A 22025-nucleotide genomic window follows, 5' to 3' on the forward strand; every position below is an offset into this window, starting at 1 on the left:
CCTTAGAAATACCCCTGACGTTTCTTCAGCTCCATGGAGCCCGCCTGGTCGCGATCTATTACGCGCCCCTGACGTTCACTGGTGGTTGAGACCAGCATCTCTTCAATAATTTCCGGCAGCGTTTGCGCATTCGACTCCACGGCACCGGTTAGCGGCCAGCAGCCGAGCGTGCGAAAACGCACCATACGTTTTTTGATAACTTCGCCCGGCTGCAAATCGATCCTGTCGTCGTCAATCATCATCAGCATACCGTCACGTTCAAGGACCGGACGCTCCGCTGCCAGGTACAGCGGAACAATGTCGATATTCTCCAGCCAGATGTACTGCCAGATATCCTGCTCGGTCCAGTTAGAGAGCGGAAACACGCGAATACTCTCGCCTTTGTTTATCTGCCCGTTGTAGTTGTGCCACAGTTCCGGACGCTGGTTTTTTGGGTCCCAGCGATGAAAACGGTCACGAAAGGAGTAAATACGCTCTTTAGCGCGCGATTTCTCTTCATCACGACGAGCACCACCGAACGCGGCATCAAAACCGTATTTATTCAGAGCTTGCTTCAGCCCTTCGGTTTTCATGATGTCAGTATGCTTGGCGCTACCATGGACAAACGGGTTGATCCCCATTGCCACCCCTTCCGGGTTTTTATGCACCAGCAGTTCGCAACCATAAGCTTTCGCCGTACGGTCACGAAATTCATACATCTCGCTAAATTTCCAGCCGGTATCAACGTGAAGCAAAGGGAATGGCAGCGTGCCTGGATAAAACGCTTTGCGCGCCAGATGCAGCATTACGCTGGAGTCTTTGCCGATGGAATACATCATCACCGGATTAGAAAACTCGGCGGCCACCTCACGAATGATATGGATGCTTTCCGCTTCCAGTTGCCGCAGGTGGGTAAGTCGTTTTTGATCCATAACCGTTCCTATGTAATGCCGCTATTTTGCTAACGATACTCAGATAACTCGACTATAGGGAGCGCAGGGGAGCTAATGAAATTACGAATTGGAATGAGTAGTTCCTCAAAGGAATAACGATCTGGAAAAGCAAATATCAAAAAGTGCTTAAGCTACCGAATTTCGGGCATTTAGGAGCAAATGAAATTGTTTTACCGCGATCACGGTTTCATACTAGCGGTTAAAAATTTATGCTTGGTATTTAAGGACTCATTATGTTTTCCGCATTGCGCCACCTTCCTGCTGCCCTGGCGCTCGGCGTATGCTTTATCCTTCCCGCACAGGCAACATCCGAGAAACCCGGAGTTATCGCTAATACTCAGGCTCGATATATAGCAACGTTCTTTCCTGGGCGCATGACTGGTTCTCCCGCCGAAATGTTGTCCGCTGATTATTTGCGTCAGCAATTTGAACAGATGGGATACCGCAGTGATATTCGGACATTTAATAGCCGCTATGTTTATACCGCCAAAAATAATCGTAAAAACTGGCATAACATAACGGGAAGCACCGTAATAGCAGCGCATGAAGGCAAAGCGCCACAGCAGATTATTATTATGGCGCACCTCGATACCTATGCCCCACAAAGCGATGCCGATTCCGATGCCAATCTGGGTGGTTTAACCTTGCAGGGAATCGACGACAACGCCGCAGGTCTGGGCGTCATGCTGGAGCTGGCAGAAAAACTAAAAAATGTACCGACGCAATACGGCATTCGCTTTATCGCCACCAGCGGTGAGGAAGAAGGCAAGCTCGGTGCGGAGAACGTGCTCAAACGCATGAGCGCAGCAGAAAAGAAAAATACGCTGTTGGTCATTAACCTCGATAACCTTATCGTCGGCGATAAGCTCTATTTCAACAGTGGACAAAAAACCCCCGAAGCGGTACGAAAACTCACACGCGATCGGGCGCTGGCTATCGCCCACAGCCGGGGCATTACCGCCAGCACCAATCCGGGTATGAACAAGGACTATCCGAAGGGAACAGGATGTTGTAACGATGCGGAGGTTTTCGACAAAGCGGGAATTTCTGTGCTCTCCGTTGAAGCAACAAACTGGAATCTGGGCAAAAAAGACGGCTATCAGCAGCGGGCCAAAAGCGCCTCATTCCCCGCCGGCAACAGCTGGCATGATATACGGCTGGATAACCAACAGCATATCGATAAAGTGCTACCTGGCCGTATTGAACACCGTAGCCGCGACGTAGTACGCATTATGTTGCCGTTGGTGAAAGAACTGGCGAAAGCGGGTTAATACACAAAATTAATGCCCGGTAGCGGATAGAGCTTACCGGGCCTTTTACCACTTCAACCTTCGTGCAGGCCACACTCGCGTTTAAGCCCGAAGAAGCGCGTCTCTTCTTCTGCCATGCCCGGTTCCCATTTACGGGTAGTATGGGTATCGCCCACCGAGAGGTAGCCCTGATCCCACAACGGATGATATTTTAGCCCGTGTTGCTGCAGGTACTGGTACACCGTCCGGTTGTCCCAGTCGATAATCGGTAGCAGTTTAAATACTCCGCGCTGAATGGCCAGCACCGGTAAATGCGCGCGGCTCCCGGACTGTTCACGACGCAGACCTGCAAACCAGGTTTGCGCATTCAGCTCTTTCAGCGCACGGTTCATCGGTTCAACTTTGTTGATGTCATTGTATTTCTCAATGCCCTCAACGCCCTGCTCCCACAGTTTGCCGTAGCGCGCCTCCTGCCAGGCAGCGCTCTCCTTAGCCCGATAGACCTGCAAATTAAGCTTGAGCTTGTCTGTTAACTCGTCAATGAATTGATAGGTTTCCGGGAACAGATAACCGGTATCGGTGAGGATCACCGGAATATCCGGACGGATCTGATTCACCAGATGCAAGCTGACCGCCGCCTGAATACCAAAGCTTGATGAAAGCACATACTCGCCAGGCAGGTTTTCGAGCGCCCACGCCACTCGCTCTTGCGCGCTTAGTTTTTCCAGTTGGCTGTTAGTTTCCGCCAACGCCATGACACGCTCAACTTTTGGTAGCGCGTTCAATGCGTTTAGATCGAGTTCAGACATCGTTACCTCACTTATTGCCTGATGGTGCTGCGCATCTCAGGCCTACAATCGTGCAGTAGGCCGGATAAGACATTCATGCCGCCATCCGGCAATTTCACATTATTCCCAGAGATCCCGAGCGGGATCGAGCACCGGGCGAATAATGCCCGCACGCACTGTAAAGTCTCCGAAGCCTTCACCTGCTTCGCGTTCTTTCACCCAGCGCCCAATCAGTTCATCCATCAATGCCAGAATTTCCGGCTCGGTGATATTCTCTTTGAACATGCGTGGAATGCGCGTACCGATACGGTTTCCGCCCAGATGCAGGTTGTAACGCCCTGGCGCTTTCCCCACCAGCCCAACTTCCGCCAGCATCGCGCGTCCGCAACCGTTCGGGCAGCCTGTTACACGCATTACAATATGTTCATCACTCACGCCATGCTTCGCCATCAGCGTGTCGATGTTATCAATAAACGTCGGCAGGAAGCGTTCAGCTTCAGCCATCGCCAGCGGGCAGGTCGGGAACGACACGCAAGCCATCGAGTTTTCACGTTGCGGGGTAACAGCATTCATCAGGCCGCTGTCACGCGCTATCTTTTCAATCTTCGCTTTCTGATTGTCCGGCACACCGGCAATGATCAGGTTCTGGTTCGCCGTAATACGGAACTCACCTTTGTGGATCTTCGAGATTTCCAGTAGTCCCGTTTTCAGCGGACGTCCAGGATAATCCAGAATACGACCATTCTCGATAAACAGCGTCAGGTGCCATTTATTATCGATACCCTTCACCCATCCAATACGATCGCCGCGCCCCGTAAATTCATACGGGCGAATCGGTTCGAATTTGATACCTGCACGACGCTCGACTTCCGCTTTGAAGGTCTCCACGCCCACGCGTTCCAGCGTGTATTTCGTTTTGGCATTTTTACGGTCGGTACGGTTGCCCCAGTCGCGCTGAGTCGTGACCACCGCTTCCGCCACCGCTAAAGTATGTTCCAGCGGCAGATAGCCAAATTCACTGGCTGTACGCGCATAGGTTTTCTTGTTGCCGTGCTCAATAGAAAGCCCGCCACCGACCAGAAGGTTAAAGCCCACCAGTTTGCCGTTTTCTGCGACCGCCACAAAGTTCATATCGTTAGCATGCAGATCGATATCGTTTTGCGGTGGGATCACCACCGTGGTTTTGAACTTACGCGGCAGATAGGTTTGCCCCAAAATCGGCTCTTCATCGGTCGTTGCGACTTTTTCCTGATCGAGCCAGATCTCCGCATAAGCGCGAGTGCGCGGTAGCAAATGTTCAGAGATCTTTTTCGCCCACTCGTAAGCTTCCGCGTGTAGCTCAGACTCATACGGGTTGGAGGTGCACAACACGTTACGGTTCATGTCGTTGGCGGTCGCCAGTGCGTCCAGCCCGACCGAATGCAGCATCTGATGCACCGGTTTGACGTTCTTTTTCAGAATACCGTGGAACTGGAAGGTCTGGCGGTTAGTCAGACGAATGCTGCCGTAAATGGTGTTGTCGTGGGCAAACTTATCGATCGCCTGCCACTGTTTGGTGGTGATAACACCGCCCGGCAGGCGGCAGCGCAGCAGCATCGCGTGACGCGGCTCCAGCTTCTGCTCGGCGCGTTCGGCGCGAATATCGCGGTCATCCTGCTGGTACATCCCGTGAAAACGGATCAGCAGAAAGTTATCACCTTTGAAACCACCGGTGAGACCGTCATTTAAATCTTCGGCAATGGTGCCACGCAGATAGTTGCTTTCCAGCTTCATACGTTCAGCGTCGGACAGCTTACCTTCGACCACCAGTGGCCCTGGATGTTTTTCACTCATTAGTAGACATCTCGCTGATAACGGCGCTCAACGCGCAGCTCACTTAAAAATTCATCCGCCGCTTCGGTATCCATACCACCGAATTCGGCAATCACTTCCAGCAAAGCCTGCTCAACATCTTTCGCCATGCGATTGGCGTCGCCGCAGACATAAATGTGCGCACCGTCATTAATCCAGCGCCACAGTTCCGCACCTTGTTGGCGCAGTTTATCTTGTACGTAGACTTTTTCTTTTTGGTCACGAGACCAGGCGAGATCGATACGGCTCAGCACACCCTCTTTGACGTAGCGCTGCCATTCCACCTGATACAGGAAATCTTCAGTAAAGTGCGGGTTGCCAAAGAACAACCAGTTTTTGCCCGACGCTTCATCAGCAGCGCGTTGCTGCATAAAAGCGCGGAACGGCGCAATGCCAGTGCCAGGACCAATCATAATCACCGGCGTTTCAGGGTTAGCTGGCAGACGGAAGTTGTCGTTATGTTCAATGAACACACGCACTTCACCTTCTTCTTCAACGCGATCGGCGAGGAAGCTGGAAGCACCACCAGCACGCGCGCGGCCTTCAACTTCAAAACGCACAGCACCAACGGTGACATGCACTTCGCTTTCCACCTCTGCCTGTGAGGACGCAATGGAGTACAACCGAGGTGTCAGCGGACGCAACAGACCCGTTAACGCGTTAGCGTCCAGTTGTGCCGGAGAGAAGCGCAGCATATCGACAATCGGAGTCGTCGCCGCGTAATGTTGTAATTGCGCTTTATCGCCTACCAGCGGCAGTAATGTTTCACTGCGCGTTAAGCTGGCGTAATTCTCCACGATATTGGCTGTGTTAACCGTCAGTTCGAAATGCCACTGTAAGGCTTCAGTGAGCGGTATTAATTTCCCATCAACCGTGACAGGTTCATCACCTTTCAGCCATAACAGTTCTACGATCTCTTTCACTAAGGCTGGATCGTTTTGATACCAGACTCCTAAGGCATCGCCCGGCTGATAACGCAGACCCGAATCGCCAAGATCGATTTCAATATGGCGTACATCTTTTTCAGAGTCACGTCCGGTAATTTTCTGGTTCACAGAAAGGGAAGCACTGAGCGGCGCCTCTTTGGTATACGGACTGGTATGCACCTCGTTCACAGCACCACTTGCTGCGGTCTGGACAGAAGATGCAGCGGGGGCACGAGCCTTCAGCACATCAACCAGACGAGCACGCCATTCTGCCGCCGCGGTCTGGTATTCAACATCCGCATCCACACGATCGAGCAAACGTTCACCGCCAAGCTCCGCCAGTTTGCTATCGAAGTCTTTTCCAGACTGGCAGAAAAACTCGTAAGAGGTATCTCCGAGACCAAAAACAGCAAAGGCGGTGTTTTCAAGCTTCGGCGCTTTTTTAGAGAACAGGAACTTATGCAGCGCCACCGCTTCTTCCGCTGGTTCACCTTCCCCCTGAGTCGATGCCACCACAACCAGCAATTTTTCGTTAGCGATTTGTTTGAACTTATAGTCGCCGGCATTGATCAGGGTGACATTGAGTTTCGCGGCGAGCAGATCGTCGCGCAGAGCTTCCGCCACACGGCGGGCATTGCCGGTCTGTGAAGCGGAAATAAGCGTGATCCCCGGAACGTCAGCGACAGGCGCAGGTGAAGCAACATTTGCGCCCGGCTGCTGATTCAGCACGCCCCAGAAATAGCCAGAAACCCACGCAAGCTGCGAGGGCGAGAGATCGTTCGTGGCCGCCTGAAGGCGTGCCAGTTGCTCCGGGTTTAGCGGAAGCAAAGCGGAAGGTGGGGCCTGTGTCGTCATGCGTTGTCATGTTCCAGTAAGCAAAGCGGATTTCAGCAATAAAACCCAAACTGAAGATAAGGTTAACGGCGGTGATAGTCACAACTAAAGAAGTGATGGAAATAACAAATAACCAAATGGACTAACTTGTTTTAGCTATAGTTATTAACAGCAAAAACGATTATCTAATCGCATGAAATTAAAGAAAATAAAAAAGTTAACATCGATAAATAGCGCAATCAGGTGCTGAACGCCGTTTTAGTTAATGATAAAAAACGTACTTTCCGGTACCCTACGGCGGTTTTTCGTATCATTGAGAGCTAATCATGACCACCACCCTGTTTAAAGATTTCACCTTCGAAGCCGCCCACCGCCTGCCGCATGTACCGGAAGGACATAAATGTGGCCGCCTGCATGGTCACTCATTTATGGTGCGTCTTGAAATTACCGGTGAAGTCGATCCGCATACCGGTTGGATCATGGATTTTTCTGAGCTGAAAGCAGCGTTTAAGCCGACATACGATCGTCTGGATCACTACTACCTGAACGATATTCCGGGTCTGTCCAATCCTACCAGCGAAGTGCTGGCAAAATGGATTTGGGATGAGGTAAAACCTGTCGTCCCTCTGCTGAGCGCAGTGATGGTGAAAGAGACCTGCACGGCGGGTTGCGTCTATCGCGGCGAGTGATTCAAGACACTTGCCGGAAGGCGACGCATATTGTCTTACCCGGCCTACGAATGCGCACTATGTAGTGCCGGATAAAGACAATATATCTAGGCAATATTCAAATACTTGTGCGTTTGCATCGACAAACGCCAGTTGCGTGCAATACAGGTATCAATACACAGGCGCGTGGCATCTTCCTTCTGACTGATTGGCTGTAAGGCAATGATTCGCGGTTTATCATCAGTCAACGTTGCCAACAGTTCATCCAACGCTTCAATATCGCGAACACGGCCAACCGGGTGCTTGATTTCATTGGCACGTTCCAGCGCCTGTGACAGCACGTCGTAGCCACCGCGCATATTCACCTTCGGCGATACTGTCACCCAGGTATTCGGCGTGCAGCGCACTTCATGTGTGCCACTGGTCTCAATCTGGCAACTGAAACCGTTCTTTTCCAGCAAATCAGTAAGTGGCATCAGGTCATGGATACAAGGTTCACCGCCGGTAATCACCACATGACGGGCGGTATAGCCCTGACGCTGAATCACCGTCAGCAGATCTTCGCTGCTTGCCGCCCCCCACTTATCACTTTCTTTAGTTTTCGCAAGGATGCTGTATAAGGAGACTTCCCGATCCTCAAGCTTATCCCAGGTGTGTTTGGTATCGCACCAGGCACAGCCAACCGGGCATCCCTGTAAACGAATGAAAATGGCGGGGACGCCGGTAAAGTAACCCTCACCTTGCAGGGTCTGGAACATCTCGTTAATCGGGTACTGCATAGTCTTCTCAATATGGGGATAAACGATAATTATCGCAGATCCCCACCAAAGTATCATGCCCGATCGTTGCTTTACGACGCGATTGCCGTGACAAAGCGTGCCGTTATTTGCTGTGGACGGGTGATAGCGCCCCCCACCACCACGGTGTATGCGCCCAATGCCAGGCATTGTGCGGCCCGTTCAGGGGTATCGACATTCCCCTCCGCCACCACCGGCAGAGTAACCGCAGCCAGCACCTCACGTAAAAAACCACAGTCATTATCCGCAAGCACATGCCCGACAGTCTCTGCCGTATAGCCATAAAGAGTTGTACCCACGCAGTCAAAACCCAGTCGTTCGGCAGTGACGGCTTCGTCGACGTTGGAGATATCCGCCATCAACAACACGGATGGGTAGCGTGCGCGGATCTGCACAACCAGCTCTTCCAGCGTTTGCCCACCGGGACGTGGGCGCGCAGTTGCATCAAGGGCGATAATCTCTGGCTCAACGACCATCAACTCATCCACCTCCTGCATGGTAGCGGTGATAAACACTTCGCTCCCCTGGTAATCGCGTTTGATGATCCCAATGATCGGCAGTGCGATGCTCTCTTTAATGGCGCGTATGTCCGCTACACTGTTTGCACGAATACCAGCCGCCCCACCCTGCGCTGCCGCCAGCGCCATACGTGACATGATAAACGGGCTGTGCAGAGGTTCATTTTCCAGCGCCTGGCAGGAGACAATTAACTTACCTTTCAGCGAATCTAATACAGTTTTCATTACGATAAGATCTCTTCAACTTCATTTTTGATAATGGTGACGTGCGGGCCATAGATCACCTGAACACCATTGCCACGAATAATCACACCACGCGCCCCGGTTGCTTTCAGCGCCGCTTCATTAACTTTGCTGCCATCTTTCACCGTCACGCGTAAACGCGTAGCACAACAATCCACCTCTTCCAGATTCTCTTTGCCCCCAAGTCCGGCGACCACGGCTGCTGCTCGTTCACTTTGAGGCAGTGTGTTTTCTACGGATGTTGCGTTCTCGCGGCCCGGCGTCAGCCAGCCAAAGCGATTTATCAAATAGCGGAAGGTGAAGTAATACAGGAAGAACCACGGCACACCCACCATAGGCACGTACATCCAGTTGGTTTTCGCTTCGCCCTGCAACACACCAAAGAGGATGAAATCGATAAGTCCACCCGAGAAGGTTTGACCGATGGTGATATGTAAAATATGAGCAATCATAAACGCCAGTCCATCGAAGAAGGCGTGAATGACATATAAGACAGGAGCCACAAACAGGAAGGAGAACTCAATCGGCTCAGTGATGCCGGTCAGGAAAGAGGTCAAGGCGGCTGACAGCAGCAGACCGGCGACAACTTTTTTGTTCTCTGACTTAGCGGTGTGATACATCGCCAGACATGCTCCGAGCAGGCCGAACATCATGGTGATGAAGCGCCCGGACATAAAGCGTGAGGTACCCACATAGAACTGCTGGGTGTTCGGATCGGCAAGCTGAGCAAAGAAAATACGCTGCGTGCCTTCGACCAGTTGGCCGTTAACGATTTCACTGCCACCAAGCGCCGTCGTCCAGAACGGCAGATAAAAGATATGATGTAAGCCCAATGGGCCAAGCATACGCAGAATAAAGCCGTACAGCAGCGTCCCCAGGTAACCTGTTGCATCCACAAGGCCACCCAGTCCAAAAATAAGTTTCTGGAAATGAGGCCAGACGACCGTCATAGCGGCACCCACGGCAATCGCCGCGAGCGAGCTAATAATCGGCACAAAGCGTGAGCCGCTAAAGAAACCCAGAAACTGTGGTAGCGAGACTTTATTAAAGCGACTGTGCAGCGCACAAGTGACCAGACCAATCACCACACCACCAAATACTCCCGTTTCCAGCGTCTGGATACCAAGCGTCATCCCCTGACCAACAGCCCCCGGGTTTTCATGCGCCAGCGTCCCGTTCAGGATCAGCAAGGCGTTGATGGTGGCATTCATCACCAGAAACGCCAACAGCGCTGCAAGCCCCGCCGTGCCTTTATCCGTTTTCGCCAGGCCTACCGCCACCCCAACGGCAAAGAGCACCGACAGGTTGGCAAACACAATGGAACCCGCGCTGGTCATGATAGTGAAGATAGCCTGCAACCAGTCGACATCTAAAAACGGATAGGCCGTCAGCGTATTAGGGTTCGATAATGCACCACCAATGCCCAACAGCAGTCCCGCAGCGGGCAAGATCGCAATCGGCAGCATGAACGATTTACCGAACCGCTGCGCCTTTTCAAACCACGCCCCAGAGGAAGCGCCGCTAAACATTTTCATCATTTTTCATTTCTCCTGATTGTTGATGAAAATTTTTACCATAATTAATTTAATAAATGAAAATTACCATCAAAAACCAGGAAGTCGATCATACTTTTTTAAAATGTCTGGCATCTCTCCCCAGCTTTCCGCCACACTATCGACAGAGAAACGTATTAAGGATTTTGCATGTCAGAAAATGAAAACCTGCTGCTGAGATTGCGCCAGGGTGTAGACGGATATAGCCGGACACAACAGAAGCTGGGTGAGTTTGTGCTGAGCGATCCGGCGAAAGTTGTCTATCTGACGATTACCGAGCTGGCTCGCGAAAGCGACACCAGCGAGGCAAGCGTCACGCGCCTGTGCCGCACGCTGGGATGTAAGGGATATAACGAATTTAAGATGGCGCTGGCACTTGATCTCCAGCACGGACAGCCCGTAGAACACAGCGGCGATGAGATTGACAACGTGGTCAATGAATCCGTTCAGGCGTTGCAGGACACAGCAAAATTACTCGACAGAACATTACTGGAAGCAGCAGCCCTCGCACTGCACCAGGCGCAGTCGGTACAGATTTATGGCGTGGCGGCCAGTGCGATTCTGGGGGAATATCTACATTATAAACTTTTGCGCCTTGGCAAGCCCGCACAACTGTTCAGCGACATGCATCGTGCCGCCATGAATGCCACAACGCTTTCCAAAAACTCGCTGGTGGTGGCAATTTCCAGTTCAGGTTCCACTCGCGATCTGCTGCATGTGGTTAAACTTGCGCGTACACACGGCGTCCCTGTACTGTCGCTGAGCAATACGCCGCGCAGTCCGCTGGCTTCTCTGAGTGATATCCAACTGGTTGCAGCCAAACCCGAAGGACCGCTGAGCGCCGGGGCGCTGAATGCAAAAGTGGGCGTAATGCTATTAATTGAATTGCTCACCACATCACTTATTGCGTTGGATGAACAGTACAGCGATGTCAGTCAGCAAACCGCCAGTGCGACTCTGCCACTGCTACTTTAAAGACATAAAAAAACCCGCCGAAGCGGGTTTTACGTTAAGAGCTAAAGAACAGGATTAAGCCTGGCCTTTGATCTCTTTACGACCGTTGTACGGCGCTTGCTCACCCAGAGCTTCTTCGATACGAATCAGCTGGTTGTATTTAGCAACGCGGTCAGAACGGCTCATAGAACCAGTTTTGATCTGGCCTGCAGCGGTACCAACAGCCAGGTCAGCGATGGTAGCGTCTTCAGTTTCGCCAGAACGGTGAGAGATGACAGCAGTGTAGCCAGCGTCTTTCGCCATTTTGATCGCAGCCAGAGTTTCGGTCAGAGAACCGATCTGGTTGAATTTGATCAGGATGGAGTTAACGATGCCTTTTTCGATGCCTTCTTTCAGGATCTTGGTGTTAGTTACGAACAGATCGTCACCAACCAGCTGGATTTTGTCGCCCAGAACTTTGGTCTGGTATGCGAAACCGTCCCAGTCAGACTCGTCCAGACCATCTTCGATGGACACGATCGGGTACTGTTTGGTCAGTTCTTCCAGGAAGTGAGTGAATTCTTCGGAGGTGAATGCTTTGTTGCCTTCACCAGCCAGAACGTATTTACCGTCTTTGTAGAATTCAGATGCTGCGCAGTCCATCGCCAGGGTGATGTCTTTACCCAGCTCGTAACCAGCGGCTTTAACAGCTTCAGCGATTACAGCCAGAGCTTCAGCGTTGGAACCCAGGTTCGGCGCGTAGCCGCCTTCGTCGCCAACTGCAGTGTTCATGCCTTTCGCTTTCAGAACTTTAGCCAGGTTGTGGAACACTTCAGAACCCATACGTACGGCTTCTTTCAGAGTTTTTGCGCCAACCGGCTGAATCATGAATTCCTGGATGTCGACGTTGTTGTCAGCGTGCTCACCACCGTTGATGATGTTCATCATCGGAACCGGCATGGAGTATTTGCCCGGAGTACCGTTCAGTTCAGCGATATGTGCATACAGCGGCAGGCCTTTAGCAGCAGCTGCTGCTTTGGCGTTAGCCAGGGACACAGCCAGGATGGCGTTTGCACCGAAGTTAGATTTGTTTTCAGTACCGTCCAGATCGATCATGATCTTGTCGATGCCAGCCTGATCTTTAGCATCTTTACCCAGCAGAGCCTGAGCAATCGGGCCGTTAACCGCTGCAACAGCTTTGGTTACGCCTTTACCCATGAAACGGGATTTGTCGCCATCGCGCAGTTCCAGTGCTTCGCGGGAACCAGTAGAAGCACCTGACGGAGCTGCTGCCATACCAACGAAACCACCTTCCAGGTGTACTTCGGCTTCAACAGTCGGGTTACCACGGGAGTCGATGATTTCACGACCGATGATTTTAACGATTTTGGACATTAGATTTTCCTCAGTACAAGTTAAACTAAAACTCCAGACAAACAATGCACCCGTGTGGGTGCATTGCCGTTCTAACTTTTCTACTTCTTACTTCGCCTGACGCTTCTGATGTTCACTAGCGGCTTTCACAAAGCCTGCGAACAGCGGGTGTCCATCACGCGGCGTGGAAGTAAATTCCGGGTGGAACTGACAGGCCACGAACCACGGATGATTCGGTACCTCAATGATCTCGACCAACTGATCATCACCGGAACGGCCTGCAACACGCAGACCCGCAGCTTCAATTTGTTTCAACAGCATATTGTTGACTTCGTAGCGGTGACGATGGCGTTCAACAATTGTCGGCGTGCCGTACAGTTGACGTACCAGACTCTCGTCGTCCAACTGACACTGCTGCGCGCCAAGGCGCATAGTGCCACCCAGATCGCTCTTCTCGGAACGGACCTCGACGTTGCCGTCTTCATCACGCCATTCGGTAATCAGAGCCACCACCGGGTACTTACAGTCTGGCACAAATTCCGTAGAGTTGGCGTTGTCCATCCCCGCTACGTTACGTGCAAACTCAATCAACGCAACCTGCATACCCAGGCAAATGCCCAGATAAGGAATATTGTTCTCACGCGCAAAGCGCGCTGTCGCGATTTTACCTTCAACACCACGGTAGCCGAAGCCGCCAGGGATCAGGATTGCATCGAGACCTTTCAGGATCTCAACACCACGTGTTTCGACATCCTGCGAATCAATCAGCTTGATGTTAACGGTGACACGATTCTTCAAACCACCGTGCTTCAGCGCTTCGATCACTGACTTATAGGCATCCGGCAGTTCAATATACTTGCCAACCATACCGATAGTCACTTCACCTGCCGGATTAGCTTCTTCGTAGATAACCTGTTCCCATTCTGACAGATTTGCTTCCGGACAGTTCAAGCTGAATCGTTTACAAATATAATCGTCCAGCCCCTGAGATTTCAACAGGCCTGGAATTTTATAAATAGAATCGACATCTTTCATTGAAATAACGGCTTTTTCTGGCACATTACAGAACAATGCAATTTTTGCACGTTCGTTGGCCGGAACCGCACGATCTGAACGACAGATCAGAATATCTGGCTGAATACCGATGGAAAGCAGTTCTTTTACGGAGTGCTGAGTCGGTTTAGTTTTGACTTCACCTGCCGCCGCCAAATAAGGAACTAGGGTCAGGTGCATGAACAGCGCGTGCTCACGACCAATATCCACCGCCAACTGACGAATCGCTTCCAGGAACGGCAGAGATTCGATATCACCGACCGTACCACCGATTTCAACCAGCACCACATCATGACCTTCGCCACCGGCAAGGACGCGCTCTTTAATCGCGTTAGTGATGTGTGGAATAACCTGTACGGTTGCGCCCAGATAGTCGCCACGGCGCTCTTTGCGCAGGACATCGGAGTAGATACGCCCGGTAGTGAAGTTATTGCGGCGAGTCATTTTGGTACGAATGAAACGCTCGTAGTGACCCAGGTCCAGGTCGGTTTCAGCGCCGTCTTCAGTAACGAACACTTCCCCGTGTTGGATTGGACTCATAGTACCTGGATCAACGTTGATATACGGATCCAGTTTCATCATGGTCACGTTGAGGCCACGTGCCTCAAGAATAGCTGCCAGGGAGGCTGCGGCAATGCCTTTACCCAGAGAGGATACGACCCCGCCGGTCACAAAAATATAGTTCGTTGTCATGCTGGACCTGAGAAGTTAGGGTGAAACGATGGAATAACCAAGACGGGAAAGTAGTATACCCGAACATGACGAGCGCCACAAACTTTCATTATTCCTCCTCTTCACCAGGCTCACATTAACATCGGGAGTGAGAAAATAGCCCCTTTGGGGTAAATGTTTTTGACGTAAATCAATCGCTTGTTATTTAAAAAATCACACAAATCGCCCTTGACCGACGAAATCCTTTAGAGATCAATTTCCTGGCGTTTTACCTGTTGCCAGACTTCTTCCATAGTTTCCAGATCAACTCCAGTCATTTCCAGACCTCGTTCAGCAACAATTCGTTCAACTTCACGAAAACGTCGTTCAAATTTCTCGTTGGCTTTTTGTAATGCAGTCTCTGCTTTAGTGCCTAAATGACGCGCCATATTGACCGTCGCAAACAGCAAATCCCCCATTTCCTCCTCCAGTTTAGCCTGGTCGACAACGGCCTGCTTCGCTTCGAACATCACTTCGTCGATCTCTTCGTAAACCTTATCGACAACCGGTCCTAGCGTCTTCCAGTCGAAACCAACATTTGAGCAACGTTTCTGGATTTTTTGCGCGCGCATTAATGCTGGTAAGCTGCGAGGAATATCATCAAGCGCGGAATGCTGCGCTTTCTCTGCACGCTCTTCGCTTTTTATTTGCTCCCAGCGGGTTAGTACCTCTGTACTGTTGCTGGCAGAAACATCGGCAAATACATGCGGATGACGACGCTCGAGCTTATCGCTGATAGCAGCACAGATATCATCAAAATTGAAACGTCCTTCTTCCTGCGCCATTTGGGCGTAAAACACCACCTGAAACAGCAGATCGCCCAGTTCTCCGCGCAGATCGTCGAAGTCTTCACGCGCAATGGCATCGAGAACTTCATAAGTTTCTTCGAGAGTGTAAGGGGCAATAGTGGCGAAAGTCTGCTCTTTATCCCACGGACAGCCGTTTTCCGGGTCGCGCAGGCACTGCATAATACCGAGCAGTCGGTCGATTTGATTCATGTGAAGATCCTGAAAACGATTCAATAGACAGGCCGGATAAGACTTACGTCGCCATCCGGCGCTTTCATGATGCCTGATAGTGACGCCATTGCGTCTTATCAGGCCTACGAAGAAAAATTATCCACCGTGTAAACGACGCGCGTCGATCACATCGGGTACCTGATTGAGCTTGCCGAGTACGCGCCCGAGCACCTGCAGGTTATAAATTTCGATGGTCATATCGATAGTAGCAAGCTGCTGTTTAGTATCACTACGGCTGGCAACACCCAGCACGTTCACCTTCTCGTTAGCCAGAATGGTAGTGATATCGCGCAATAAGCCGCTACGATCGTTGGCCTGAACACGGACAACCAGCGAATACCCGGCAGAATAACTCTCACCCCAAACTGCATCGACAATACGCTCCGGCGCATGTGAGCGCAGCTCCACCAGTTGTTCGCAATCGGCCCGGTGTACGGAAATACCACGCCCCTGGGTGATAAATCCAACGATCTCATCGCCAGGGATCGGCTGGCAGCAGCGAGCGATGTGATGCATCAGGTTTCCAACCCCTTCAACCACGACGCGACCATCATCTTTACGACGGCTTTGCGGCGCATGCGTTTTCTGCTGAAGCTGTTTCAGCGCCGCCGCATCTTGTTCGGCTGCACTCGGCTTATTAAACTGCGATTGCAGGAAGTTCACCATCTGGTTGAGGCGGATATCTCCCCCACCAATCGCGGCCAGCAGTTCCTCAAGTTCGTTGAAGTTGTAACGCGGAAGCAGGTGTTTTTCAGCCTCTTTCAGACTAATGCCCAAATGCGCCAGTTCGTCATCGAGGATCTGTCTTCCGGCCAGAATATTCTTGTCCCTGTCTTGTTTACGGAACCAGGCATGAATTTTCGAGCGGCCACGACTGGTAGTCACATAACCCAGGTTAGGGTTCAGCCAGTCACGACTTGGGTTTGGCTGCTTCTGGGTGATAATTTCAATTTGATCACCCATTTGTAGCTGGTAGGTAAACGGCACGATGCGTCCACCAATTTTGGCACCAATACAACGGTGTCCCACATCACTGTGAATGTGATAGGCAAAATCAAGCGGCGTGGAGCCAGCGGGTAAGTCCACGACATCGCCTTTTGGCGTAAAGACATAAACCCGATCGTCAAAGACCTGGCTGCGCACTTCGTCCAGCATTTCGCCGGAATCCGCCATCTCTTCCTGCCAGGCGATCAGCTTACGTAGCCACGCAATCCGATCTTCATGACCGGAGCGAGCCGCACCTGACGCGGTGCCCTCTTTGTACTTCCAGTGCGCTGCGACGCCCAGTTCCGCATCTTCGTGCATCTGTTTAGTACGGATCTGGATTTCAATGGTTTTACCGCCTGGCCCCAGCACAACCGTATGGATTGACTGGTAACCGTTAGGTTTCGGATTCGCGACGTAGTCATCAAACTCATCAGGCAGATGGCGATAGTGGGTATGAACAATCCCGAGCGCGGCATAGCAGTCCTGCAGACGTTCCGCCACGATACGCACGGCGCGCACATCGAACAATTCATCAAAGGCCAACTGCTTTTTCTGCATTTTGCGCCAGATGCTGTAAATATGTTTCGGGCGACCGTACACTTCCGCTTTAACGCCTTCAATTTTCATTTCAGAGCGCAAATGTCCGACGAACTCATCAATGTAGTGTTCGCGATCGATGCGGCGCTCATGCAGCAATTTGGCAATGCGCTTGTATTCTTCCGGATGCAGATAGCGGAAGCAGTAATCTTCCAGCTCCCATTTTAACTGCCCGATCCCTAAACGGTTGGCCAGCGGAGCATAGATATTGGTGCACTCTTTTGCCGCCAGTACACGTTCATCTTCCGGTGCGTCTTTCACTTCACGCAGGTGCGCAATACGTTCTGCCAGTTTGATGACCACACAGCGGAAGTCGTCCACCATTGCCAACAACATGCGACGGACGTTATCGACCTGTTCTGATGAGACTGAGTCGGTATGCGTTGCTTTAAGCTGGCGGATCGCCGCCATATCGCGTACACCGTGGATAAGATTGACGATAGACGTGCCTACGCTTTCACGCAGAGTATCTTCGCTAACCACGCTGGCATCCGCCAGAGGAAACAGCATTGCAGCCCGCAGTGTGTCGATATCCATACTCAACATAGAGAGTATTTCCACCATTTCCACACCACGCCACAGCAACAGATCCGCATCCGGATGCCCCTGTGTTTGCTGCAGGCAGTACGCCCAGGTTTCGGCTAAGCGTTCACACGACTGCTGGCTGGAGATCCCGAGACTCGCGATCCATTTCTTTGGATCAAACTCACCAGCTTTATTTATATGTGCACTTCTTACCGCAACCATCGTCCTCTCCTTAAGGGGCCAGGCCTGTCGAAGTCGACAAGCCATACCCACTGTCTTTCAGGCTGCATTTTTGTTGGCTTCTGACAGACTCAATGCAACCCGAAATTCATCGGGTAAAATATTTATTACAAACGCTCAAACAGGACCATTGATTCCAGATGTCCAGTGTGCGGGAACATATCGAGCATCGCCAGTCGTTGAATGGCATATCCCGCGTTAAGTAACGCTTCGCTGTCACGAGCCAGCGTAGCAGGATTACAGGATACATAAACAACGCGACCAGGTTTTAATTTTATAATATGTTGCATCACGCCTGCAGCCCCCGCACGCGCAGGATCGAGAAGGACTTTATCGAACCCATTTTTCGCCCACGGCTGCCTGGTGACATCTTCCTCAAGGTTTTCATGAAAGAATGTCACATTGTGTAATCCATTATTCAGTGCATTTTCCCGGCCTTTTTCCACCAGCGCAGGCACACCTTCAACCCCCACCACACTTGCAGCTCGTGCAGCCAGCGGCAGCGTAAAATTCCCCATACCGCAGAACAGATCGAGCACGCGATCCTCAGGCTGCACATCCAGCCATTCCAGTGCCCGGGCCACCATTTGTTGGTTCACCCCTTCATTGACCTGGATAAAATCACGCGGGCTGAAGGTTAAACGTAGTCCATTTGAGTCGTACCAGGGCGATTCCCCTGAGATTGATTCAAGTATCTCGCTTTGTGGAGCCAGAAACAAAGACAGTCCCTGGGAATGCGAAAAGCATTCCAGTTTTTCTTTATCGGCTGCACTTAGTGGTGCCGTATGCCGCAAAATCATCAGGGTGCCGTTACCCGCCTGCACCAGTTCAACATGACCAAGATGCCGAAGCCCTTGCAAACTCTCCAGGCACGCCCTGATGTCGGGCAGCAGCGCCTCAAGTTGGGGCACCAAAACAGGGCATTGCTTCACATCGATAATGTCGCTGGAGCCGGATTGACGAAATCCCATCTGCAACTGCTGTTCTTTGGGTCGATAGTTCAGACTTAAACGCGCCCGACGACGATAACCCCACGGAGTGCCAGAAATGACTTCTGAAACCTCACATTTCATCAAACGTGACAGCGCCGCACTTTTACTTCGCTGCTGCAGATGAATGCTTGCATGCTGCTGCTGGCAGCCGCCACACACACCGAAATGTGGGCAACGTGGCACTTCACGATCCGAACTGTCGTTTAAGCGACGTTTGACTTGCGCTCGGGCAAACTGTTTTTTATCTTCGGTTATTACGACCTCGGCGCTTTCCTGGGGCAATAATTCCGGTATAAACAGGGCCTTCCCGTTATGGCGAGCTACGCCCTGACCAAAAGGATCGAGGTCATTGACAGTAACGGTTATGATCTGACGCGTCGTCACGCGTCGCTTTGCAGAGTAGAATTGCGCCATCGACGAGATATTTCTCTATTTAACAGTGTGACCCTAATTGTCCCATAACGGAACTCCATGACCAACTACAGCCTGCGCGCTCGCATGATGATTCTGATCCTGGCCCCGACCGTCCTGATTGGTTTGCTGCTAAGTATCTTTTTTGTTGTGCACCGCTATAACGACTTGCAGCGTCAACTGGAAGACGCGGGTGCCAGCATCATTGAGCCACTTGCTGTCTCCAGCGAATATGGCATGAACTTGCAAAATCGGGAATCCATCGGCCAGCTTATCAGCGTGCTGCACCGCCGCCATTCCGATATCGTGCGGGCAATTTCTGTCTATGACGAAAATAACCGATTGTTCGTCACATCAAACTTTCATCTCGATCCATCGGAAATGCAGCTTGCTACCGGCGAGCCGTTTCCCCGCAAGCTGAGCGTTACCCGGCTCGGGGATATCATGATCCTGCGTACCCCTATTATATCGGAAAGCTATTCTCCGGATGAATCTGCCATTAGCGATGCGAAAAATACGAAAAACATGCTGGGATACGTGGCACTTGAGTTAGACCTCAAATCAGTGCGGCTACAACAGTACAAAGAGATCTTCATCTCCAGCGTTATGATGCTGTTTTGTATTGGTATTGCGTTAATTTTCGGCTGGCGTCTGATGCGTGACGTCACCGGGCCTATCCGCAACATGGTGAATACCGTCGACCGTATACGAAGAGGGCAACTCGACAGCCGGGTAGAAGGATTCATGTTGGGTGAGCTGGATATGCTGAAGAATGGCATCAACTCAATGGCGATGTCTCTCGCCGCCTATCATGAAGAGATGCAGCACAACATTGATCAGGCCACCTCCGACCTACGTGAAACACTGGAGCAGATGGAGATTCAGAACGTCGAACTGGATCTGGCGAAGAAGCGCGCCCAGGAAGCTGCGCGCATTAAATCTGAGTTTCTGGCAAACATGTCGCATGAACTGCGTACGCCGCTTAATGGCGTCATTGGTTTTACACGCCTGACGTTAAAAACTGAGTTAAACACCACGCAACGGGATCACCTGAATACGATTGAGCGCTCTGCCAACAATCTGTTGGCTATCATCAATGACGTTCTCGACTTCTCCAAACTGGAAGCAGGTAAGCTGATTCTGGAAAGTATCCCCTTTCCTCTGCGCAGTACGCTGGATGATGTCGTAACACTTCTGGCACACTCATCCCATGATAAAGGGCTTGAGCTGACGCTTAATATTAAGAATGATGTGCCAGACAATGTAATCGGCGATCCGCTGCGCTTACAGCAGGTCATTACCAATCTGGTCGGGAATGCCATCAAATTTACCGAGAGCGGTAATATCGACATTCTGGTCGAGAAACGCTCCCTCAGTAATACCAAGGTACAAATCGAAGTACAAATCCGCGATACCGGCATTGGTATTCCGGAACGAGATCAGTCCCGTCTGTTCCAGGCCTTCCGCCAGGCGGATGCCAGTATTTCACGACGCCACGGTGGCACCGGGCTGGGGCTGGTGATTACACAAAAACTGGTTAACGAAATGGGTGGGGATATTTCGTTCCATAGCCAGCCGAATCGCGGCTCCACTTTCTGGTTTCATATCAGTCTCGATCTCAATCCTAACGTTCTCAGTGAACGCTCACCAACCCGTTGCCTGGTCGGTAAACGGCTGGCCTACGTTGAACCCAATGCCACTGCAGCACAATGCACATTGGATATATTAAGTGAAACACCGCTGGAGGTGATTTACAGCCCGTCATTCTCCGCGCTGCCAGCGGATCATTACGATATTTTGCTACTCGGCGTACCCGTTACTTTCCGTGAACCGCTCACAATGCAGCATGAGCGACTGGCAAGCGCTGCAGCGATGTCAGATTTCCTGTTACTGGCGCTTCCTTGCCATGCGCAAATTAACGCGGAGAAATTAAAACAAGGCGGCGCTGCGGCGTGTCTTTTAAAACCACTTACCTCAACCCGCTTGCTGCCTGCACTCACGGAGTATTGTCATCTGAATCAAAGCGCAGAGCTGCTGCTGATGGATGAGAGTAAAATTGCCATGACCGTCATGGCTGTGGATGACAATCCGGCGAACCTCAAACTGATCGGCGCATTGCTGGAAGATAAGGTGCAGCACGTCGAACTGTGTGACAGCGGACATCAGGCAGTAGATCGCGCCAAGCAGATGCAGTTTGATCTGATTCTGATGGATATTCAGATGCCGGATATGGACGGTATACGCGCTTGTGAACTGATCCATCAACTTCCTCATCAGCAACAGACGCCAGTTATTGCCGTAACGGCACACGCCATGGCCGGTCAAAAAGAGAAGCTACTCAGTGCCGGAATGAACGATTATCTGGCGAAGCCAATCGAAGAAGATAAGCTGCATAATCTGCTGTTACGCTACAAGCCCGGAGCAGTTGCGTTGACCCGGGCGATTGCCGTTGAACCCCTTGAGCCAGTCGTCAACCCGAACACCACGCTCGACTGGCAACTGGCATTAAGACAAGCCGCAGGGAAAAACGATCTGGCGCGCGATATGCTGCAAATGTTGATCGATTTCCTGCCTGAGGTTCGTAACAAAATTGAAGAACAACTGGTAGGTGAAAATCCCGAAGGCCTGGTGGATTTGATTCACAAACTGCACGGCAGCTGCGGCTATAGCGGCGTTCCCCGTATGAAGAATCTGTGCCAGCTCATTGAGCAGCAGTTGCGCAGTGGCACCAAAGAAGAAGATCTGGAACCTGAATTTTTAGAGCTTCTTGATGAAATGGATAACGTCGCGCGAGAAGCGAAGAAGATGTTGGGATAACGGTTT

16 protein-coding genes are annotated in these 22025 nt (G+C 51.4%); 4 read left to right on the plus strand and 12 right to left on the minus strand.

Features of this window, described 5'->3' with window-relative positions:
* Positions 1-2 precede the first annotated feature (2 nt).
* The gene (gene cysD / locus OH663_RS01020) at positions 3-911 is read right to left on the minus strand and encodes a sulfate adenylyltransferase subunit CysD (RefSeq protein WP_003034152.1); all 909 of its coding nucleotides are present in this window, start codon (positions 909-911) and stop codon (positions 3-5) included.
* 254 nt (positions 912-1165) lie between these two features.
* Between cysD and OH663_RS01025 the strand changes: the two genes are divergently transcribed.
* Entirely contained in the window at positions 1166-2203 is a 1038-nt protein-coding gene (locus OH663_RS01025; protein ID WP_045446805.1) for an aminopeptidase, read from the plus strand.
* A gap of 53 nt (positions 2204-2256) precedes the next feature.
* Here the strand turns inward: OH663_RS01025 and cysH are convergent, their stop codons facing one another.
* The 3 genes from cysH to cysJ form a co-directional block, all read right to left on the minus strand.
* Positions 2257-2991: a phosphoadenosine phosphosulfate reductase gene (gene cysH, locus OH663_RS01030; RefSeq protein WP_048220666.1), complete on the minus strand. Its 735-nt coding sequence runs from the start codon at positions 2989-2991 to the stop codon at positions 2257-2259.
* Between the two features lie 99 nt (positions 2992-3090).
* A complete protein-coding gene (gene cysI, locus OH663_RS01035; RefSeq protein WP_048220665.1) occupies positions 3091-4803 on the minus strand; it encodes an assimilatory sulfite reductase (NADPH) hemoprotein subunit in 1713 nt (570 codons plus the stop codon).
* Positions 4803-6602 carry an NADPH-dependent assimilatory sulfite reductase flavoprotein subunit gene (gene cysJ, locus OH663_RS01040; protein ID WP_200009910.1) on the minus strand — a complete coding sequence of 600 codons (1800 nt, stop codon included), beginning with the start codon at positions 6600-6602 and terminating at the stop codon, positions 4803-4805. The genes cysI and cysJ overlap by 1 nt, the downstream gene beginning before the upstream one ends.
* A gap of 305 nt (positions 6603-6907) precedes the next feature.
* On the opposite strand from cysJ, the gene queD reads away from it, so the two are divergent.
* Positions 6908-7270 carry a 6-carboxytetrahydropterin synthase QueD gene (queD, locus tag OH663_RS01045; RefSeq protein WP_045446818.1) on the plus strand — a complete coding sequence of 121 codons (363 nt, stop codon included), beginning with the start codon at positions 6908-6910 and terminating at the stop codon, positions 7268-7270.
* An 86-nt stretch (positions 7271-7356) separates the two neighbouring features.
* Here queD and queE read toward each other — a convergent pair whose 3' ends face one another.
* The 3 genes from queE to OH663_RS01060 form a co-directional block, all read right to left on the minus strand.
* Positions 7357-8028, minus strand: a complete 672-nt coding sequence (gene queE / locus OH663_RS01050) for a 7-carboxy-7-deazaguanine synthase QueE (RefSeq protein ID WP_045446849.1) — start codon at positions 8026-8028, stop codon at positions 7357-7359.
* 71 nt (positions 8029-8099) lie between these two features.
* A complete protein-coding gene (locus OH663_RS01055) occupies positions 8100-8789 on the minus strand; it encodes an N-acetylmannosamine-6-phosphate 2-epimerase (protein WP_200009911.1) in 690 nt (229 codons plus the stop codon).
* Positions 8789-10345, minus strand: coding sequence for a PTS transporter subunit EIIC (locus OH663_RS01060; protein WP_045446856.1), 1557 nt, complete (start codon positions 10343-10345; stop codon positions 8789-8791). The genes OH663_RS01055 and OH663_RS01060 overlap by 1 nt, the downstream gene beginning before the upstream one ends.
* 165 nt (positions 10346-10510) lie before the next feature.
* Between OH663_RS01060 and OH663_RS01065 the strand changes: the two genes are divergently transcribed.
* Positions 10511-11335 carry a MurR/RpiR family transcriptional regulator gene (locus tag OH663_RS01065; RefSeq protein ID WP_045446859.1) on the plus strand — a complete coding sequence of 275 codons (825 nt, stop codon included), beginning with the start codon at positions 10511-10513 and terminating at the stop codon, positions 11333-11335.
* Between the two features lie 54 nt (positions 11336-11389).
* Here the strand turns inward: OH663_RS01065 and eno are convergent, their stop codons facing one another.
* The 5 genes from eno to rlmD form a co-directional block, all read right to left on the minus strand.
* On the minus strand, positions 11390-12688 hold the full coding sequence (gene eno / locus OH663_RS01070) for a phosphopyruvate hydratase (RefSeq protein ID WP_045446862.1): 1299 nt from the start codon (positions 12686-12688) through the stop codon (positions 11390-11392).
* An 87-nt stretch (positions 12689-12775) separates the two neighbouring features.
* A complete protein-coding gene (gene pyrG, locus OH663_RS01075) occupies positions 12776-14413 on the minus strand; it encodes a glutamine hydrolyzing CTP synthase (RefSeq protein ID WP_045446865.1) in 1638 nt (545 codons plus the stop codon).
* A gap of 224 nt (positions 14414-14637) precedes the next feature.
* Positions 14638-15429, minus strand: coding sequence for a nucleoside triphosphate pyrophosphohydrolase (mazG, locus tag OH663_RS01080; RefSeq protein ID WP_200009912.1), 792 nt, complete (start codon positions 15427-15429; stop codon positions 14638-14640).
* Positions 15430-15546: 117 nt separating this feature from the next.
* Positions 15547-17781: a GTP diphosphokinase gene (relA, locus tag OH663_RS01085; protein WP_045446871.1), complete on the minus strand. Its 2235-nt coding sequence runs from the start codon at positions 17779-17781 to the stop codon at positions 15547-15549.
* Between the two features lie 125 nt (positions 17782-17906).
* Positions 17907-19205: a 23S rRNA (uracil(1939)-C(5))-methyltransferase RlmD gene (rlmD, locus tag OH663_RS01090; protein WP_200009913.1), complete on the minus strand. Its 1299-nt coding sequence runs from the start codon at positions 19203-19205 to the stop codon at positions 17907-17909.
* Positions 19206-19262: 57 nt separating this feature from the next.
* On the opposite strand from rlmD, the gene barA reads away from it, so the two are divergent.
* On the plus strand, positions 19263-22019 hold the full coding sequence (gene barA / locus OH663_RS01095; protein ID WP_045446877.1) for a two-component sensor histidine kinase BarA: 2757 nt from the start codon (positions 19263-19265) through the stop codon (positions 22017-22019).
* Positions 22020-22025 lie beyond the last annotated feature (6 nt).

The organism is Citrobacter sp. Marseille-Q5395 (genome assembly GCF_947057495.1).
Lineage (GTDB): Bacteria > Pseudomonadota > Gammaproteobacteria > Enterobacterales > Enterobacteriaceae > Citrobacter > Citrobacter murliniae.

Bases quoted from the DNA above. Each gene is read 5' to 3' on its own strand.
- cysD (WP_003034152.1), bottom strand. From the start codon at position 911: ATGGATCAAAAACGACTTACCCACCTGCGGCAACTGGAAGCGGAAAGC.
- OH663_RS01025 (WP_045446805.1), top strand. From the start codon at position 1,166: ATGTTTTCCGCATTGCGCCACCTTCCTGCTGCCCTGGCGCTCGGCGTA.
- cysH (WP_048220666.1), bottom strand. From the start codon at position 2,991: ATGTCTGAACTCGATCTAAACGCATTGAACGCGCTACCAAAAGTTGAG.
- cysI (WP_048220665.1), bottom strand. From the start codon at position 4,803: ATGAGTGAAAAACATCCAGGGCCACTGGTGGTCGAAGGTAAGCTGTCC.
- cysJ (WP_200009910.1), bottom strand. From the start codon at position 6,602: ATGACGACACAGGCCCCACCTTCCGCTTTGCTTCCGCTAAACCCGGAG.
- queD (WP_045446818.1), top strand. From the start codon at position 6,908: ATGACCACCACCCTGTTTAAAGATTTCACCTTCGAAGCCGCCCACCGC.
- queE (WP_045446849.1), bottom strand. From the start codon at position 8,028: ATGCAGTACCCGATTAACGAGATGTTCCAGACCCTGCAAGGTGAGGGT.
- OH663_RS01055 (WP_200009911.1), bottom strand. From the start codon at position 8,789: ATGAAAACTGTATTAGATTCGCTGAAAGGTAAGTTAATTGTCTCCTGC.
- OH663_RS01060 (WP_045446856.1), bottom strand. From the start codon at position 10,345: ATGATGAAAATGTTTAGCGGCGCTTCCTCTGGGGCGTGGTTTGAAAAG.
- OH663_RS01065 (WP_045446859.1), top strand. From the start codon at position 10,511: ATGTCAGAAAATGAAAACCTGCTGCTGAGATTGCGCCAGGGTGTAGAC.
- eno (WP_045446862.1), bottom strand. From the start codon at position 12,688: ATGTCCAAAATCGTTAAAATCATCGGTCGTGAAATCATCGACTCCCGT.
- pyrG (WP_045446865.1), bottom strand. From the start codon at position 14,413: ATGACAACGAACTATATTTTTGTGACCGGCGGGGTCGTATCCTCTCTG.
- mazG (WP_200009912.1), bottom strand. From the start codon at position 15,429: ATGAATCAAATCGACCGACTGCTCGGTATTATGCAGTGCCTGCGCGAC.
- relA (WP_045446871.1), bottom strand. From the start codon at position 17,781: ATGGTTGCGGTAAGAAGTGCACATATAAATAAAGCTGGTGAGTTTGAT.
- rlmD (WP_200009913.1), bottom strand. From the start codon at position 19,205: ATGGCGCAATTCTACTCTGCAAAGCGACGCGTGACGACGCGTCAGATC.
- barA (WP_045446877.1), top strand. From the start codon at position 19,263: ATGACCAACTACAGCCTGCGCGCTCGCATGATGATTCTGATCCTGGCC.